Source organism: Streptomyces sp. NPDC094448 (assembly GCF_044763775.1).
In the GTDB taxonomy this organism is placed as follows: Bacteria; Actinomycetota; Actinomycetes; order Streptomycetales; family Streptomycetaceae; genus Streptomyces.
Window position 1 is genome coordinate 685391 of record NZ_JBIWGU010000002.1, and the last position, 15574, is coordinate 700964.

Below are 15574 nucleotides of genomic sequence, written 5' to 3' on the forward strand. Positions count from 1 at the left end.
CAATCACAAATAATCACAGATAGATCAACTTCGCTCCACTGGAGACCAGAATAAGGTTACGTAAAAATGATTACGATCAAAGCGTCATACTTCTTCTACATCTCGGCGAACCTTAAGCCATGGACACCAGCCAGGTCGCAACTCAGGGACCGCCGCTCTCGTCGAGCATCATGGACATCACGCCGAGCATCGCTACCGAGATGATCTCTCGAAATTATGGAAATCGCCCTCTCGATAAGGGGCGAGTTACCCATCTCCGCGAGGCCATTCACAGGGGAGAGTGGCTCGTCAGCCATCAAGGAATCGCCTTCTCCGGCTCTTGGTCCAACAGTCGCCTACTGGATGGACAGCATCGGCTTGAAGCCATTCGAATTTCCGGCCAGACGGTGCCTGTCCTGGTCTTCGAGAATGTACCGCCGGAAACATTCTCCGTGATGGACACGGGACGTTCTCGTACCGCTTCATCCATCCTCAGCATTCAGGGCGAACAGGACGCATCCTTGCTGGCAGCCGCCATCCGGCATATCTATCTGTTCCAGAGTATGCCTGACACCGAGTGGAAGGGACATTCCTCTCGCCTCACCAACTCGCAAGTACTGAAATTCCTGAAGGAGAACCGAGAAGCCGTGGTGCAGGCATGCGGAATCGCACGGCTCATGAGCAAAGAACGCCTCATCATCCCAACGGCTGCAGCAGTTGGCTACTACACCACACGAGAGGCATCACCAGGCGTCGATCAGGAACCTTGGGTTGAGGGCGTAACAACTGGAGCGGACCTCTCCCCGGGAGACCCTCGGCTTGCCTTGCGAAATGCCCTTATCTCGCTCGGAACGGGAACCAGCGGTCGCCGAAGGAGTGATTCACGTGGCCAGTTGGGCCTCTACTTGAAGGCATGGAATGCCTGGGTCCTCCAGAAGCCTGTGAAGCAGCTCCGATTTCAGCGAGGCGAAAAAATGCCCAGGCCTGTACATGCACTGCCTGGCGATCTGCTGAATTCCCTTACACAGTAACATGTTTGACTCTGACCTTGCCGATCTACCGGCGACGGGAGAGAACTCGCTGTTCACGCCGCTCTGACTAGTCGGCATGGCAGAGCCTCTCGTCGCCGGCACAGCTATCTCCCCTGCCAAACAATCGGCCCGAGAGCCTCCCCGAAACGGAAGGACCGTCCTTGCCCACTGCTCCGGTGCCGGGCGGCAGGGTCTACGAGGTAATGATCCTCACCTTGGGATCAATGCTCGTCGGACTGATCGTCTCTGTGGTCTTTGTCGCACTCGACGCCTCCACCATCATGGCGTTGTCCGCTGGTGGCGGCGCCCTCGCTTTCGTCTTCCTCGCGGGCATCACGGCACTGTCTTACATCAAGCACCAGGGGTAGTGCAGTCAGGTGACCCGGCGAAACGTCCTTCTGCAGCTCAATGAGGATGCTCCGGTCTCGTTGCCTGTACGCGTCGTCGCGGCAGGTCGGCAGACCTGCCGCGACGCGGCCGTCTACCGCTGGCCGTGTCCGGAAGGGAGGGGTGCTGACGCATGTCACCCACAGCAGGAGGGGAACCGCCCGCCCAAGCTGCCCGGCCCTGCGCACTGTGGCGGACGGCTGTCGGCAGGCGTGGGCAGGGCCTGAGCGGGTAGGGCAGCTCCAAGGGGGCTTCTTGTGGATCGGGCCGGATCGGTGTCCGGCGGGATCCGTAGGACACGGCCCTCGGTTCGGGTCCCTGTCATGGATTCCCGGTCTCCTCGCGTGGTGGCAACGGCGCCCGGGCGCGGCCCTGGCATGGGCGGGGGCCGGTGCCGGGGGCCGGGCGTCACACGATCGAAGGTACGGAGGGGGGCCGTCATGCGGGAAAGTCATAGGGCCGAGGCCGAGAAGCTGCTGGCGCGCGCGGTGGAGGAGGAGAGCCGCCGGTCGGGCGGGACGGGCGACGGGCGGATGCTGCTGGCCCGCGGCCGGGCGGCCCTCGACGGGATGGCCGCGGCAGCGGGCGAGGAGTACGCGGCGTACGAGCAGGCGCTGAGCGCGGCGGAGGCGGCCCGGCAGCCGCTGTCGGCCCGGCTCGCCTGGCGGAATCTGTCGACTCCGGCGCTGGTGACGGCCGTTGCCGCGGTCGCCGCCACGGGGGCCGATCTGGCCCTGGGCACCTCATCGGGTACGGCGCTGGGCGCCGGGGCGGTGGTCGCGGTGGCGGGCGCGGCGGCGACCGTGCTGAAGGTGACGGCTTCGCACTGGCCCGCCGCCCATCGCACCGCGGGCCGGCTGGGACAGCCGGGCGGGCCCGAGCAGTTGCGGCTCCAGTGGCTGACGGCGCTGGAGGTACGGGGCATCCGCCCGTATCTGGAGCAGCAGCGGATGCTGACGGCCTCCCGGACCCGGCCCGCGAACCCGCCCGCCGCCGCCGTGGACCGGCTGCGCGGGGCCGACCGCAGCGCCGCCGCGCGCCGCCGGTCGGTGCTGGAGCAGTCGTTCGGGCATCTGCCGCTGCCGGAGGGCCCGTTCGCGGGGCGCCGTGAGGCCCTCGGGCAGATCGCGCAGTGGGTGCGTACGGCCAGGGCGGCCACGGAGACCAGACCCACGATCGTGGTGCTGTACGGGCGCCCGGGCGCCGGGCGCACCGCCCTCGCGGTGCGCGCCGCCCACCAGCTCAAAGACCAGTTCCGCGGGGCCTGCGTGGTGGATCTGCGCGGTGAGAGCGGGCGCCCGCTGAGCACCCGGGACGCGCTGCTGCATCTGCTGAACCGGCTGGGCGCGCCCCGGGAGCAGCTGCTGTTCCGGGAGCGGTCGTCGGCGGAGCAGCAGGTGCGGCGGCTGGCCGAGCTGTACCACCAGCATCTGACGGGGCTTCCGGTGACGGTGGTCCTGGACGACGCACGCGATCCGGAGCAGGTGCGGACCCTGGTGCCCGAGCGTTCGGACAGTCTGGTGCTGGTCACCGCGCGCGAGCGGCTCGACCTGCCCGCGGACGTACCGGCGTGGGTGCACCAGCTTCCGGTGGAGGCGCTGGACGCGGCGGGGGCGGAGGAGTTGCTGGCCGGGGTCGCGGCGGCGGACGGTACGGGTCCGTACGACGCGCAGGGCGCGGACCGGATCCGCGAGCTGTGCGGCGGGCTGCCGCTGGCGCTGCGGGTCGCGGGCTCGTCGCTGGGGGCGCGGACCGCGGGCCGGCTCGCGGAGGATCTGGCCGCCGCCGGTCCGGCCGATCCGGTCGAGCGGGCGCTCCGGCTGCGCTACGCGGACCAGCCCGAACCGGCCCGCCGCCTGCTGCGGCGGCTGGCGCTGGCGGGCCGCTCGTCGCTGGGCGGCGCGGCCGCGGCGGCGCTGCTGGCGACCGACGAGGCGGAGTCGCTGGCGCTGCTGAAGGAGCTGGCGGCCGCCGGGCTGATCGACCGGGTGCGCTCGTCCCGCTACAAGCTGCACGACGCGGTACGGGCCTTCGCCCTGGCGCGGCTGCTGGACGAGGAGGATCCGGCGGAGCGGGCCGCGGCGCAGGAGCGGCTGATCCGGAACTACGCGGATCTGGCCGGGGCCGTGATCCGGATGGTCGACGGAAAGCTGTCCACCCGGGCCGGGAAGTTCGACGCGCACGGGTTCCCGTCGCTGGACGCGGCGCTGCGCTGGCTGGACGACGAGTCCAGCTTCATCACCTCGGCCCTGCGGTACGCGGAGGGCGTCGACCAGCAGTCCGTACTCCATCTGCTGGGCGCGCTGGCGGACTACTGCCTGCTCCGCGGCGACCTCTACCGGCTCGGGGAGATATCGGAGCTGACGCAGGCGGTGGACAAGGGGCTGCTGGACCGGGCGGTGCAGTTGCGGACCGGTATCGCGGCCCGGCAGCTCGGCGAGCTGGACAAGGCGCGGACGACCCTGTCCTCGGTGGTCGGCCTCTACCGGGACGCCCGGAACGAGGCGGGCGCGGCGCTGGCGCTCTGCTCCCTCGGTATCACCCTGCACCACCAGGGCAATCTCACCGAGGCCGCGGCCAAACTGAACGAGGCGATCGCGATGCAGTCGTCCGAGGAGCAGGCGGAGGACCGGGCCTGGACACTGCACGCGCTGGCCGCGGTCCGCCGCGACCAGGCGTATCTGGCGGAGGCGGTGACCCTGCTGGACACGGCGCTGACGCTGCACCGGGAGGGCGAGTCGCTGCACGGGGAGGCGTGGACCCACTTCCAGCTCGGCCAGGTCTGTCTGCGGATGGGCGATGTGCCGCGGGCGGTGGCGGAGCTGGAGACGGCGCTCGGCCAGTACGGGCGGACCCGGGACGGCCGCGGCGAGGCCTGGGCGCTGACCCAGCTGGCCCGGGCGAAGCTGGTGGACGGCGATCCCGCGGCGGCCGTGGACGAGCTGGAGCGGGCGCTGTCGCGGCACCGGGAGAACGAGGACGCGCGTGGTGAGGCGTGGACCCTCTACTACCTGGGGCAGGCGCTGGAGGAGAGCGGCGACCGGGACCGGGCGATCCGGGAGCTGGAGCGGGCGCGGACGATGTTCTCGCGGATGCGGGACGTGTACGGGCTGGCGTGCGCCCGGCACCATTCGGGGCGGGTGACCCGGGACATGCGGGCCGCCCGGACCGGCAATCTGCGCAATTCGGGCTTTGCCCGTCAGCTGCTGGTGGACGCGCGGGCCGACTTCCGGCGGATCGGGGTGGCCCACGGCGAGGCGTGGACCTGTCTGGAGCTGGCGCTGATCGACGCGGGCAACAGCCGGGAGGCCCAGGCGCTGGCGCTCTGCGACGAGGCGGTCGAACTGTTCGGCTCGTACGGCGACGAACGCGGCGCCGACTGGGCGAAGCTGCTGCGCTGCACCCTGCTGCCGTACGCCTCACCCGGCGGTACGGAGGTGGGCACCGTCGTCGCTCAGGAGGAGCTGGCCCGGATGACCGCCGCCCACCATCCGGCGCGCGACGGCAAGCTGGAGGACTGCGCCGGGGCGCTGACGGTGATGCTGGAGCGCGGCGTACGGCTGGAGGACGGCTGGCAGGCCTGGCAGCTGGGCCTGTATCCGAACCGGCATGCGCGGGAGGTGATGGGCGTCCCGGTGCCGTAGGCCCTGTCCGGGGGTTCTTGCCGGGCCCTCGACGACGGCTGCGGCACTCCCCCTGGGCCCGGCGGCCCGGGTGGGGGTAGCCCAGGGGTACCCCGGGCTGCGTGGCCGGAATCGCCCGAGTACTCCCCCGCGGCTCTTGGGGCGCGGGGGACCCCCGGCGCAGCCAGGGGGCGTGCCCCCACCGCCTTGCGACACAGCGCATTCGGGGGCCCACTCGGCCGCTGGGCTGGGGGAGCCGCGGGCCCCCCGGCAGACCTTTCCGGTCACAGCACCAGCGGGGGACCCGTCCCCCGCTGGTGCAGCCGCCCGCGCCCCCGGCGGGGGTACGGGCGGCTCGCGCACGCCTCTGGAAAGCGCCGCTACGCGGTCTTCGCGGAGGTACTCGGTCCGGTCTCCGGGCTCTCCCCGGCCGGAGCGTCCGCCGCCGTCCCGGGGTTCTCGAAGTTCACCCGGTTCATATGCCGTGTCATGGACTTCATCAGGAACCACACGCCGACGGCGAGTCCCGCGAAGACCAGGAAGCCGAGCACACCGGGGGTGACCTTGTTCTTGTCCAGCTCCTTGGCGAACTCGGCCGCGTGCATCATTGCCAGATTTGCGCTAGGGGTCATATCAGGCATTGTCGCGGATGCCCGCGAAGAGGTCGTCCTCGGGGAGGGAAGTAGCGACGAGGGACTTCGCCAGCTCGTACTCCTCGGTCGGCCAGACCTCCTTCTGGAGGTCGAGCGGAACGCGGAACCAGCCGCCGTCGGGGTCGATCTGGGTGGCGTGCGCGATCAGCGCCTTGTCGCGGATCTCGAAGAAGTCGGCGCACGGAACATGCGTGGTCAGGGTGCGCTCGACCCGCTCGAACTCCTTCCAGCGTTCCAGCCACTCCCCGTACGGCGACTCCAGGCCGCGGGCCAGCAGCGCCTCGTGCAGCGCGACCGTACGCGGACGGTTGAAGCCCTGGTTGTAGTAGAGCTTCTGCGCCTGGAAGACCGGGCCGAACTCGTCCTCCGGGAAGCGTTCCGCATCGGCGGCGCCCTCGAACGCGACCATCGTGATCTTGTGGGTCATGATGTGGTCGGGGTGCGGATAGCCGCCGTTCTCGTCGTAGGTGGTGATCACCTGGGGGCGGAAGGAACGGATGGAGCGCACCAGCCGCCCGGCCGCCTTCTCCACATCCTCCAGCGCGAAGCAGCCCTCGGGCAGCGGCGGCAGCGGATCACCCTCGGGCAGCCCCGAGTCGACGAAACCCAGCCACTCCTGCCGGACGCCGAGGATCTCCCGCGCCTCGTCCATCTCCCGGCGGCGGACCTCGTGGATATTGGCCTCGATATAGGCGTCACCCTGGAGCTTGGGGTTGAGGATGGAGCCGCGCTCGCCGCCCGTGCAGGTCACCACCAGCACGTCCACCCCCTCGGACACATACTTGGCCATCGTCGCCGCGCCCTTGCTCGACTCGTCGTCGGGGTGGGCGTGCACGGCCATCAGTCGAAGCTGCTCAGTCAAGACGGGATCCTCAGTCATTGGTCGGTCGGCACGGCTTCTATAGTGACCGAATCGGGCGGTGGAAAATTCCGGTCCGCCCGACGACGGACCGTGCGGAAGGAATCACCATGAGCGGCGTGCGCGAGCAGCTTCCCGAGGCCCGCTACGGGCGCTCGGCGGACCGGCGCTCCGACCGCAAGCTCAAGATCCTCGGCGCCGTGCTGGGCGTGGGCTTCGTCGGCATGGTCGGCTGGTTCGGCTACGACTACATCGCCGAGCAGAAGATCAGTGCCGAACTCATCAAGTTCGATGTGACCTCGGACTCGGAGGTCCAGGTCCATCTGGAGATCCGCAAGGACGCCGACGCCACGGGCACGTGCACCGTGCGTTCGCGCGCCGCGGACGGTGCCGAGGTCGGACGGCTGGACGTCCCGGTGGAGGCGCGCGGTGAGCGCCGGATCGACCAGGTGGTCAAGATCCGCACCCTGGCGAAGGGCACGACGGCCGAGCTGGTCCAGTGCAACGGCGGCTGAGGTAACAGCGGCGAGGGGGCCGGCGCAGAGTGGTCCGGTGGTGTGGTCCAGTGGCGCCGATCGGAAAACCCGATCGGGTCGTTCGGCCACGGATCATTACCTGACCTGCGTTGATGTGATTCTGATGCCTTTTGTTCTCCCCCTTTCGGCACGAAATTGTTAGGGTCGTGGTTTCGCCCTCCCGTAGAGGCACATGCTTCTGGGTAGGGCGAAGCTTTGTATCCCATGTACCGACGAGGAGCACCTGTGACCCAGACCAGCGAGAACGTCACCTGGCTGACCCAGGAGGCGTACAACCAGCTCAAGGCCGAGCTGGAATACCTGTCTGGTCCCGCGCGCACCGAGATCGCCAAGAAGATCGAGGCGGCTCGCGAGGAGGGCGACCTGCGGGAGAACGGCGGGTACCACGCGGCCAAGGAGGAGCAGGGCAAGCAGGAGCTGCGGGTTCGGCAGCTCACCCAGCTCCTGGAGACCGCGAAGGTCGGCGAGGCGCCGGCGGACGACGGCATCGTGGAGCCCGGCATGGTCGTGACGATCGCCTTCGACGGCGACGAGGACGACACCCTGACGTTCCTGATGGCCTCCCGCGAGTACGCCAGCTCGGATATCGAGACCTACTCCCCGCAGTCGCCGCTCGGCACCGGGGTCAACGGCAAGAAGGTCGGCGACACCGCGGAGTACGAACTCCCGAACGGCAGCATCGCCTCGGTCAAGATCCTCAACGCCAAGCCCTACACCGGCTGAGCCCGCGGCTTGCCCGCGCCCGATGCCCCCGAGGGGTCCGCCCCGGGGGCATCGGCGTTCCCTGCGCGGGGAACTGTGCGGGTGATCGTCGAGAGTCGGCCCGGGGAGGGCTCAGGCCTCGAAGCCGTACTCCAGGATGTACGCGGCGGAGTCGAGCACCATCTCATTGACCTCGACCGCCCGCGCCTGTGCGGTGTATGCGGTCCGGCAGACCAGCACGACGGGCACGCCGCTGCCGAGCCCGAGCCGCCCGGCCTCCTCCTGTGACGGCATCCTCGCCCGGACCTCTTCGCGGAACCGCGCAGGCGCGTGCCCGAGATCGGCGAGCCGTGCGTAGATCCCGCCGGGCCCGGGGTCGGGCCAGGTGACCGGTGAACCCGCGACGAGCGCAGCGGGCAGATACGAGGTGGCGAGCAGGACGGGCTTGCCGTCGAGTACGTAGCGCCGAGACCGTACGCACACGGGCTCCCCGGCATCGAGCCCGAGCACGGCGGCGATGCGCTCGGGTGCGGGCTCTTCGCGTACGACGATCTCGTCGACAGTGAGTTGACGGTCCTCGATATCACCGTCCCAGACGGAGCGCCCCGACCCCCATTCCGCTCGTGCGACACGGCCGATTCCCTGTCGGCGTACCGGCCGGAACGCCCGTACGAAGACTCCCGCGCCCTTGCGGGTCTCGGTGAGACCCTCGGCTTGCAGCACACCGAGAGCCTGCCGTGCCGTCATGCGTGCCACGCGATGCTCCGCCATCAGGTCGTTCTCGCCCGGCAAACGGTCTCCCGGCCCGTACCTGCCTGTGTGGATCGCCTCCCGCAATGCGTCGGCGATGAGCTGGTACTTGGGTCGGCGACCGCTGGCCATGTGCGCACTCTCCTCGTAGCCCGTCCGGAGATCCTAAGCGGCACGTACGGGCACCACATCCGTCCCCTGGGGCCGGGCGTTCCACCCGAACGAGGCGTTGACATCTCTAGAGTTCTTGGCGTTCGCTAGATACATCTCTAGAGATATCACAGGGAGGGATTTCTCCGTGCCGAACACGAGCCCCTTGGACCACCATGGCCCCCTCGTCCCCTACATCACCGCCTGGAGCTCCGAGACCATGGCCCGGCCTTTAGTGATCACCAAGGATGCGGGCATCGGCTACGCCGACGAGACGCCGTACGACCGGGATCGCGACGGGGTGCTGTGGATCCGGGAACCCTCCAGCCCGGGGCGGGGGAAGCCCCAGTTCGGGCGGGTGCATCCCATGCGGCAGCGACGGGCCATGCGACGGTTGCTGTGCCAGGTGTGCGGGCACCCCGCCGACCGCAACGAGCAGGGGATTCTCTGGCTGCTCAGCGGCACCAGCGACGAAGACCTCACCACCACCCATCCGCCCGTATGCGCGCCCTGCGCCGCACTGGCCGTGCGCGCCTGCCCCTCACTACGGCGGCAGCATGCCCTGGTCCGGGCCCGGTCCTGCGTGCCCTTCGGGGTACACGGGGTGCTCCATCGGCCCGGACTGCCCCATCCACTCCCGGACACCGGCGGCGGGCTCGCCTACGGAGACCCTCGCATCAAATGGATGCGTGCGGCCCAGCTCATCGTGCGGCTGGAAAGGGCTACCGAGGTCAGCCCATCACCGTGACCGCGTAGCCCTCGTTACGGAGGGTCTCGGCGACCTCGTCGCAGTGGTCCGGGCCCTTCGTCTCCAGCTGGAGTTCGACCTCCACCTCCGTCAGGCCCAGACGGGGGTCCGTGCGGACGTGGCTGACGTCGAGGACGTTGGCGTCCAGGAGCGAAAGGGTGCCCAGCAGGGTCGCCAGGGCGCCCGGGCGGTCCGTGAGGCGGAGGCGGAGGGAGAGATAGCGGCCGCCGGCGGCCATTCCGTGGCGGAGGATGCGCTGAAGCAGCAGCGGGTCCACATTGCCGCCGGAGAGAACCGCGACCACGGGGCCCGCCGAGAAGGCGGCCGGGTCGCTCAGCAGGGCCGCCACCGGGCTCGCGCCCGCCGGTTCCACCACCAGCTTCGCCCGCTCCAGGCAGAGCAGCAGCGCGGACGACAGTTCGTCCTCGGAGACCGTACGGACCTCGTCGACGAGTTCCTCGATGATCCGGAACGGCAGGTCACCGGGGCGCCCCACCTTGATCCCGTCGGCCATCGTCACCGGGGTCCGCACCGCCACCGGGCGGCCCGCCGCCAAGGAGGGGGGATAGGCCGCGGCGCCCTCCGCCTGCACCCCCACGATCCGGACATCCGGCCGGACCGCCTTCACCGCCACGGCGACCCCGGCCGCCAGACCACCGCCGCCGATGCCGACGACGATCGTCCGCACCTCCGGGCACTGCTCCAGGATCTCCAGCCCCACCGTGCCCTGTCCGGCGATCACGTCCGGGTGGTCGAAGGGGTGGATGAAAACCGCGCCCGTCGTACGGGCGTACTCCTGCGCCGCCTCCAGCGTCTCTTCGATCATCTGGCCGTGCAGCCGGACATCCGCCCCGTACTCGCGGGTGGCGGCCACCTTCGGCAGCGGCGCGCCCTGCGGCATGAACACGGTCGAGCGGACCCCGAGCAGCGACGACGCCAGCGCCACGCCCTGCGCGTGGTTCCCCGCCGAAGCGGCGACCACGCCCGCCGCCCGCTCCTCGGGGCGGAGCCCGGAGATCCGGACATACGCGCCGCGGAGTTTGAACGAGCCCGTGCGCTGGAGGTTCTCGCATTTGAAGTGGACCGGGGCGCCCACCAGCCGGGTCAGATGACGGCTGCCCTCCACCGCGGTCGCCCTGGCCACCCCGGACAGCATCTTCTGCGCCCCCCGGACGTCGTCGAGGATGACCGGGTGAAAGGTGTGACGCGGACGGAAGCTCATGACTCCCAGTCTCGCAGCTGACGGGGGCGCGCACCGCCCGGCTGCGCCCCCGCCGAATGCGCGCGTACCGCTTCTCCGCCGGTTTTCTCAGGCCCCGTACGGACCGCCCCGGGGCCGCGTACTCTGTCCCCCACCAATCGACCGCTCCCGCACGAGAGAGCCCTTTGCCATGCCCACTTCTCAGGACATGACGACCCGTCTAGAACCCGGTCTCCTCGATGCCCTCCAACACCAAGTGGCCCTCTTCGCACGGCGTGCGGAGCAGACCCGGCTCGGAGGAGTCGGACAGGTCCGCAACTCGATGGACCGTGCTGCCTATCTGCTGCTCAACCGGCTGGACCTGGAGGGTCCGATGGGCGTGAAGGCGCTCGCGGCCGGTATGGGCATCGATTCGTCGACGGTCACCCGCCAGGTCGCGCCCCTCGTGGACACCGGCCTGGTCAAGCGGACCTCCCACCCCGAGGACGGCCGTGCCGTCGTCCTTCAGCTCTCCCCGCGCGGGCAGGCCCGCCTGGAGGAGGTCCGCTCGTCGAGGCGGGCGCTGATGGCCCAGGTGACGGACGGCTGGTCGGACTCCGAGAGGGAGTCCTTCACCTCATTGCTGACGCGTTTCAACCGGGCGCTGTCCGCCCGGCAGACGGGGACGGAGGTACCGCCCCCGGCCACGGGCTGACCTGCCCTTTCTCCATGCCCCTTCGCTGAACTCCGAGAATCCGCCCGTTCACCGACACCGGCCGTACGCGCCCTCACCTCTGCGTACGTCTCCGATCCCGGTACGGCGCGTCCCGCGCATCCGGCGCGCACCGTCCGCAGCGGTTTCGCGGCCGAGCCCGCGCACCGGCGATCCGACCCTGGTACGCCGACCACCTGGGTCCGCCGGTCGTCCGGCCCGGCCGCACGCCCCGCGGCACGGTTCCGCACCGCTCGTCGCGATCCTTTCCGGCCCTTTCTCCGCCATTTCCCGCCGATTTCCCGCTGCCTGACCGCTGCTTGCCCGCCGTCTTTCTGTCGTCTCGCCGCCGTCTTCCGGCCGTCTTCCTCCTGCACTTCCTCCTGCACTTCCTTCTGGGCTTCCTTCTGGGCTTCCGATGCCTTCCCGTGCTCGGCGAGCGGTTCGCGGTCCGCGCGACCGTCCCGGGAGCACCGGGGCGCGGGGAATGGCCGCCGACGTATTGACCCCGGCCGGACCTCTGCTCCTAGATGAGGAGGTGAGCCGGAGCAGCCGTCCATGAGCAGCAGCCGGGCCCGGGGGTTCGAATCCTTCGTCGCGGGCGCGGGCGGCCGGCTGCTGCATGCCGCCACCCTGCTGACGGCCGAGACGGCGGACCGCAATCCACGCGCCCGGGATCTGCTGGTCTCGGCGCTGGCCCGGACCTACGCCGTCTGGGACCAACTGCGCGACGAGGACCCCTACGACCACGCCCGCCGGGAGCTGGCCGCCCGGTTCGCCGTGGGTGCCTGGCGCTTCCAGCCGCCCCGCGGCGGGCTACTGGGGGTGCTGCGCCCGCGCGAGCGGCTCGTCCTGGTGCTGCGGCTGTACGAGGGGGTGCCGGAGGAGCAGACCGCTGCCCTGCTCGGGCTCTCCGCCGAGCGGATCCGGACGATCTGCCGGCGCGCGGTCGCGGCCGTGCACACCCCGGGGGCCCGATGAGCGGGCGGACCCGTAAGCAGGACGACGTCCGGCGCATGCTGAGCGCCGCCCCGGCCGCACTGCCGCCCGATCTGGCGCGGCGGGCGATGGAGCTGGGCGCGCGCATCGCCCGGCGACGGCGCACGGCCCGAGCCGCGGTCTGGCTGCTCCTCTTCGCCCTGATCACCGGGCTGCTGCTCTGGGCGGCGGTGGCCGAACCGTGGAGCGGCCCGCCGAGGGAGAAGAGTCCGCCGGTGGAGGGCATCTGACCCGGACCGGGCCCCGACCGGCGTCGAGCGTCGGGGAGCCCGGTGGCGCGGCGGAGGCCAGTGGCGCGGAGGGGTCCGGTGGCGCGACGGGCCTTGGGAAAGATATTCCCTTCGCCCCTTTCCGCACTGCCTATTCTGGAGGGAGCGGAGTACGGACATCCGAGGAGGCCGTCATGACCAGGAAAGTCGCCGACTGCCGCAAGTACCCGAGCGAATCGGGCTGCACCCTGACCATCTCCGGCGAAGAGGACGAGGTCGTACGGGCTGCTACCGCACATGCGGTCTCCGTGCACGGGCACACCGAATCCCCCGAGCTGCGGAAGGACATCCGCGGCCTGCTGGAGGACGAGAAGGTCCCCGCCTAGAGATTCCCCCGTCGGCTCGGCTGTCGTTGCGGCTGGCCCCACTCTGCTCTGCCCCGTTCCGGGGCTGTGCGAGTGTCCGGTGAGCCGGCGCCCGGGGCGAGCCCCCTCCGGCGCCGGCTCACCGGCTCGGCGCGTCAGCCGAGCGCCTGCTGGAGATCGGCCAGCAGATCGTCGGCGGCCTCGATGCCGACGGAGAGCCGCACCAGGTCGGCGGGGACCTCCAGCGCCGATCCGGCCACCGAGGCATGGGTCATCAGACCGGGGTGTTCGATCAGTGATTCCACTCCACCGAGGGACTCACCGAGCGTGAACAGGCGGGCACGGTTGCACACCTCGACGGCCGCCTGCTCGCCACCGGCGACCCGGAAGGAGATCATTCCGCCGAACGCCTTCATCTGCTTGGCGGCGGTCTCGTGACCGGGATGGTCCGGCAGCCCCGGGTACAGCACCGAGGTCACCCTGGGGTGGCGGGTGAGCATCTCGGCGATCCGGCCCGCGTTCTCGCTGTGCCGGTCCATGCGGACGGGCAGCGTCTTGATGCCCCGCAGCACAAGCCACGAGTCGAAGGGGCCCGCGACCGCCCCCATCGCGTTCTGGTGGAAGGCGAGCTCGTCGCCCAGGGTCGCGTCGGCGGCGACCAGGGCACCGCCGACTACGTCGGAGTGACCGCCCATGTACTTCGTGAGGGAGTGGACCACGATGTCCGCGCCGAGCGCGAGGGGCTGCTGGAGATAGGGGCTGGCGAAGGTGTTGTCCACGACGAGGCGGGCGCCCGCCTGGTGCGCGATCCCGGCGACGGCGGCAATATCGGTGATGCCGAGCAGTGGATTGGACGGGGTCTCGACCCAGATCACCTTGGTCTTCGGGGTGATCGCGGCCCGCACGGCCGCCGGATCGGAGGTGTCGGCCACGGACCACTCCACGCCCCAGCGCGCGACGACCTTGGCGAACAGCCGGAACGTACCCCCGTAGGCGTCGTTCGGGATCACCACGTGGTCGCCGGGCGACAGCAGGGTGCGCAGCAGGCAGTCCTCGGCGGCCAGACCGGAGGCGAAGGCGAGCCCCCGGCGGCCGCCCTCCAGCGCCGCGAGATTGGTCTCCAGCGCGGTGCGCGTGGGGTTGGCGCTGCGGCTGTACTCGTAGCCGCCGCGCAGACCGCCGACGCCGTCCTGCTTGTACGTCGACACCTGGTAGATCGGCGGCACGACCGCGCCGGTCAGCGGGTCGGCGGTGTTGCCCGCGTGGATCGCGAGGGTTTCGAGATGGTGGTGGCTGTGCTGGTCGTCGCTCATGAGGCCCGAGAGTAGCCGCGCGGCGACCGACCGGGCCCCGCCTGTGGACAACCTGCACGTTGTGGACAACTCGGTGCCACATTACGGGGAACCCGGTGGGCGGGCGGATTCGGTTCCCGCGGGGTCCGGGACAATGGGGGCATGGAGATTCTCTGGTTCCTGATCGCGATGGGCCTGCTGTTCTGCGTCGTCGCGCCGTTCGTGCGCCGCCGCCGCGGCGGTGGCGGGGGCCTTCAGGTCGTCGACCCCCGCTCACCCGACGCCGCTGATCCCGAGGCCTACGGGTTCCTGCGCCAGGAGCAGCAGGACATCCGGCTCCCCGGACCGGACCAGGATCTCCTCGATGTACTCGATGTGGTCCAGCAGACCCAGAGCTGGAAGGCCGCGGCCCAGCTCCTCGCGGGCACCCCGGCGGCCGGGGAGGTCCGCTGGCAGCGGGTGCAGGCCTTCGCGGGCGCCGCGGCGCTGGAGCTGCAGCAGCGGCCCGGCGTCGGCGGCTCCTGGCTGCGCTCCTGGCGGTCCGAGGCCCCGGAGGACCCGGGCGCCGCGCAGGTGCATGCCCAGTTCCTCGTGCAGCAGGCCTGGCGGTCGTCCGCGGTCGGCCAGGACGACTTCCGGATGATCCTGGAGGAGGCGCGGACGGTGTGCGAGGAGGCCGCGCGGCTCTCCCCCGATGACCCCGTGCCGTATATCGCGGAGCTGGCCGTCGCCCGCGGCCTGGGCTACGGCCACGAGCAGTTCGACCAGTTGTGGGCCAAGGTCATCGACCGGGCCCCCGAGCATATGGGCGCGCATCTGGCGGCCCTCCAGTATCTGTGCGAGAAGTGGCACGGCTCCCGTGAGGAGGCCGACCACTTCGCGACCACCGCGGCGGCCCGCGCCCCGCAGGGCTCGCTGCTGGCCGCGCTGCCGCTGTTCGCGGTCTACGAGCACATCCCCGACCTGGTGATCATGCAGAACTTCCATGGGAGCGCGGTGGTCTCCAAGGCCGTCGACGGCGCGCTGTACGCGGTCCACTCGGCCCGCCCCGACGATCCGATGCTGGCCCACGTCCGCCATCTGCTGGTGTTCTTCCTGATCCGCTCCGAACGCTGGGCCGAGGCGATGGCCCAGCTCATCCGGATCGACGGCCATGTCGGCGCCCTCCCGTGGACGCTGAACGAGGACCCCGCCGCGGAGTACACGCTCTACCGCAACCTCGCGGTGGCGGGCTTCGAGGCGAACGGCGGCAGCCCGGCGATGCTGGGCGGCGTCTGACCCGGAGATCCTGGCGGGGCGGGCCCGGAGGGCCTTCCCGGACGAGGACGAGCCCCGGGCCCGGGGTTCCTGTCCCGGCCCCCGCCCGCAGGCACTTTCCCGGCCGCCCCACCCGCAGGCA

General features: G+C 70.5%; 16 protein-coding genes. 11 read left to right on the plus strand and 5 right to left on the minus strand.

Annotation, left to right across the window (positions count from 1 at the left end):
• Nucleotides 1–119: 119 nt before the first annotated feature.
• From ACIQ9E_RS06460 to ACIQ9E_RS06470, 3 genes are all read left to right on the plus strand, one after another.
• On the plus strand, nt 120–1010 hold the full coding sequence (locus ACIQ9E_RS06460) for a hypothetical protein (RefSeq protein WP_403702772.1): 891 nt from the start codon (nt 120–122) through the stop codon (nt 1008–1010).
• A gap of 215 nt (nt 1011–1225) precedes the next feature.
• Nucleotides 1226–1378 (plus strand): hypothetical protein, encoded by a 153-nt coding sequence (locus ACIQ9E_RS06465; protein WP_403702774.1) that lies wholly within the window; start codon nt 1226–1228, stop codon nt 1376–1378.
• A 459-nt stretch (nt 1379–1837) separates the two neighbouring features.
• Nucleotides 1838–5041 carry a tetratricopeptide repeat protein gene (locus ACIQ9E_RS06470; protein ID WP_403702777.1) on the plus strand — a complete coding sequence of 1068 codons (3204 nt, stop codon included), beginning with the start codon at nt 1838–1840 and terminating at the stop codon, nt 5039–5041.
• A 359-nt stretch (nt 5042–5400) separates the two neighbouring features.
• Here ACIQ9E_RS06470 and ACIQ9E_RS06475 read toward each other — a convergent pair whose 3' ends face one another.
• Together ACIQ9E_RS06475 and mca are read right to left on the minus strand one after the other, a co-directional pair.
• Entirely contained in the window at nt 5401–5661 is a 261-nt protein-coding gene (locus tag ACIQ9E_RS06475) for a hypothetical protein (RefSeq protein ID WP_403702780.1), read from the minus strand.
• Nucleotides 5654–6535, minus strand: a complete 882-nt coding sequence (mca, locus tag ACIQ9E_RS06480; protein WP_403702783.1) for a mycothiol conjugate amidase Mca — start codon at nt 6533–6535, stop codon at nt 5654–5656. The genes ACIQ9E_RS06475 and mca overlap by 8 nt, the downstream gene beginning before the upstream one ends.
• Before the next feature lie 107 nt (nt 6536–6642).
• Here mca and ACIQ9E_RS06485 point away from each other — a divergent pair, with 107 nt between their 5' ends.
• Together ACIQ9E_RS06485 and greA are read left to right on the plus strand one after the other, a co-directional pair.
• The gene (locus ACIQ9E_RS06485; protein ID WP_403702786.1) at nt 6643–7047 is read left to right on the plus strand and encodes a DUF4307 domain-containing protein; all 405 of its coding nucleotides are present in this window, start codon (nt 6643–6645) and stop codon (nt 7045–7047) included.
• A gap of 246 nt (nt 7048–7293) precedes the next feature.
• Nucleotides 7294–7791 carry a transcription elongation factor GreA gene (greA, locus tag ACIQ9E_RS06490; RefSeq protein WP_403702789.1) on the plus strand — a complete coding sequence of 166 codons (498 nt, stop codon included), beginning with the start codon at nt 7294–7296 and terminating at the stop codon, nt 7789–7791.
• A gap of 111 nt (nt 7792–7902) precedes the next feature.
• Here greA and ACIQ9E_RS06495 read toward each other — a convergent pair whose 3' ends face one another.
• Nucleotides 7903–8652 (minus strand): GntR family transcriptional regulator, encoded by a 750-nt coding sequence (locus tag ACIQ9E_RS06495; protein WP_403702792.1) that lies wholly within the window; start codon nt 8650–8652, stop codon nt 7903–7905.
• 166 nt (nt 8653–8818) lie between these two features.
• Here ACIQ9E_RS06495 and ACIQ9E_RS06500 point away from each other — a divergent pair, with 166 nt between their 5' ends.
• Complete coding sequence (locus ACIQ9E_RS06500) at nt 8819–9418, plus strand: hypothetical protein (RefSeq protein ID WP_403702795.1); 600 nt, start codon at nt 8819–8821, stop codon at nt 9416–9418.
• Here the strand turns inward: ACIQ9E_RS06500 and ilvA are convergent.
• Nucleotides 9402–10640 (minus strand): threonine ammonia-lyase, encoded by a 1239-nt coding sequence (gene ilvA / locus ACIQ9E_RS06505; protein WP_403702798.1) that lies wholly within the window; start codon nt 10638–10640, stop codon nt 9402–9404. The two genes, ACIQ9E_RS06500 and ilvA, sit on opposite strands and share 17 nt — an antisense overlap.
• Before the next feature lie 169 nt (nt 10641–10809).
• On the opposite strand from ilvA, the gene ACIQ9E_RS06510 reads away from it, so the two are divergent.
• The 4 genes from ACIQ9E_RS06510 to ACIQ9E_RS06525 all read left to right on the plus strand — a co-directional run bounded on the left by ACIQ9E_RS06510 (nt 10810) and on the right by ACIQ9E_RS06525 (nt 12904).
• Nucleotides 10810–11313, plus strand: coding sequence for a MarR family transcriptional regulator (locus ACIQ9E_RS06510; protein ID WP_366258995.1), 504 nt, complete (start codon nt 10810–10812; stop codon nt 11311–11313).
• A 555-nt stretch (nt 11314–11868) separates the two neighbouring features.
• Nucleotides 11869–12291, plus strand: coding sequence for a sigma factor-like helix-turn-helix DNA-binding protein (locus tag ACIQ9E_RS06515; RefSeq protein ID WP_403702802.1), 423 nt, complete (start codon nt 11869–11871; stop codon nt 12289–12291).
• Nucleotides 12288–12539 (plus strand): hypothetical protein, encoded by a 252-nt coding sequence (locus tag ACIQ9E_RS06520; RefSeq protein ID WP_403702805.1) that lies wholly within the window; start codon nt 12288–12290, stop codon nt 12537–12539. The genes ACIQ9E_RS06515 and ACIQ9E_RS06520 overlap by 4 nt, the downstream gene beginning before the upstream one ends.
• A gap of 173 nt (nt 12540–12712) precedes the next feature.
• The gene (locus ACIQ9E_RS06525) at nt 12713–12904 is read left to right on the plus strand and encodes a DUF1059 domain-containing protein (protein WP_403702809.1); all 192 of its coding nucleotides are present in this window, start codon (nt 12713–12715) and stop codon (nt 12902–12904) included.
• 134 nt (nt 12905–13038) lie between these two features.
• On the opposite strand, the gene ACIQ9E_RS06530 is transcribed toward ACIQ9E_RS06525, so the two are convergent.
• On the minus strand, nt 13039–14196 hold the full coding sequence (locus ACIQ9E_RS06530) for a cystathionine gamma-synthase (RefSeq protein WP_403702812.1): 1158 nt from the start codon (nt 14194–14196) through the stop codon (nt 13039–13041).
• A gap of 141 nt (nt 14197–14337) precedes the next feature.
• Here ACIQ9E_RS06530 and ACIQ9E_RS06535 point away from each other — a divergent pair, with 141 nt between their 5' ends.
• On the plus strand, nt 14338–15453 hold the full coding sequence (locus ACIQ9E_RS06535; RefSeq protein ID WP_403702815.1) for a hypothetical protein: 1116 nt from the start codon (nt 14338–14340) through the stop codon (nt 15451–15453).
• The last annotated feature ends 121 nt before the right edge of the window (nt 15454–15574 follow it).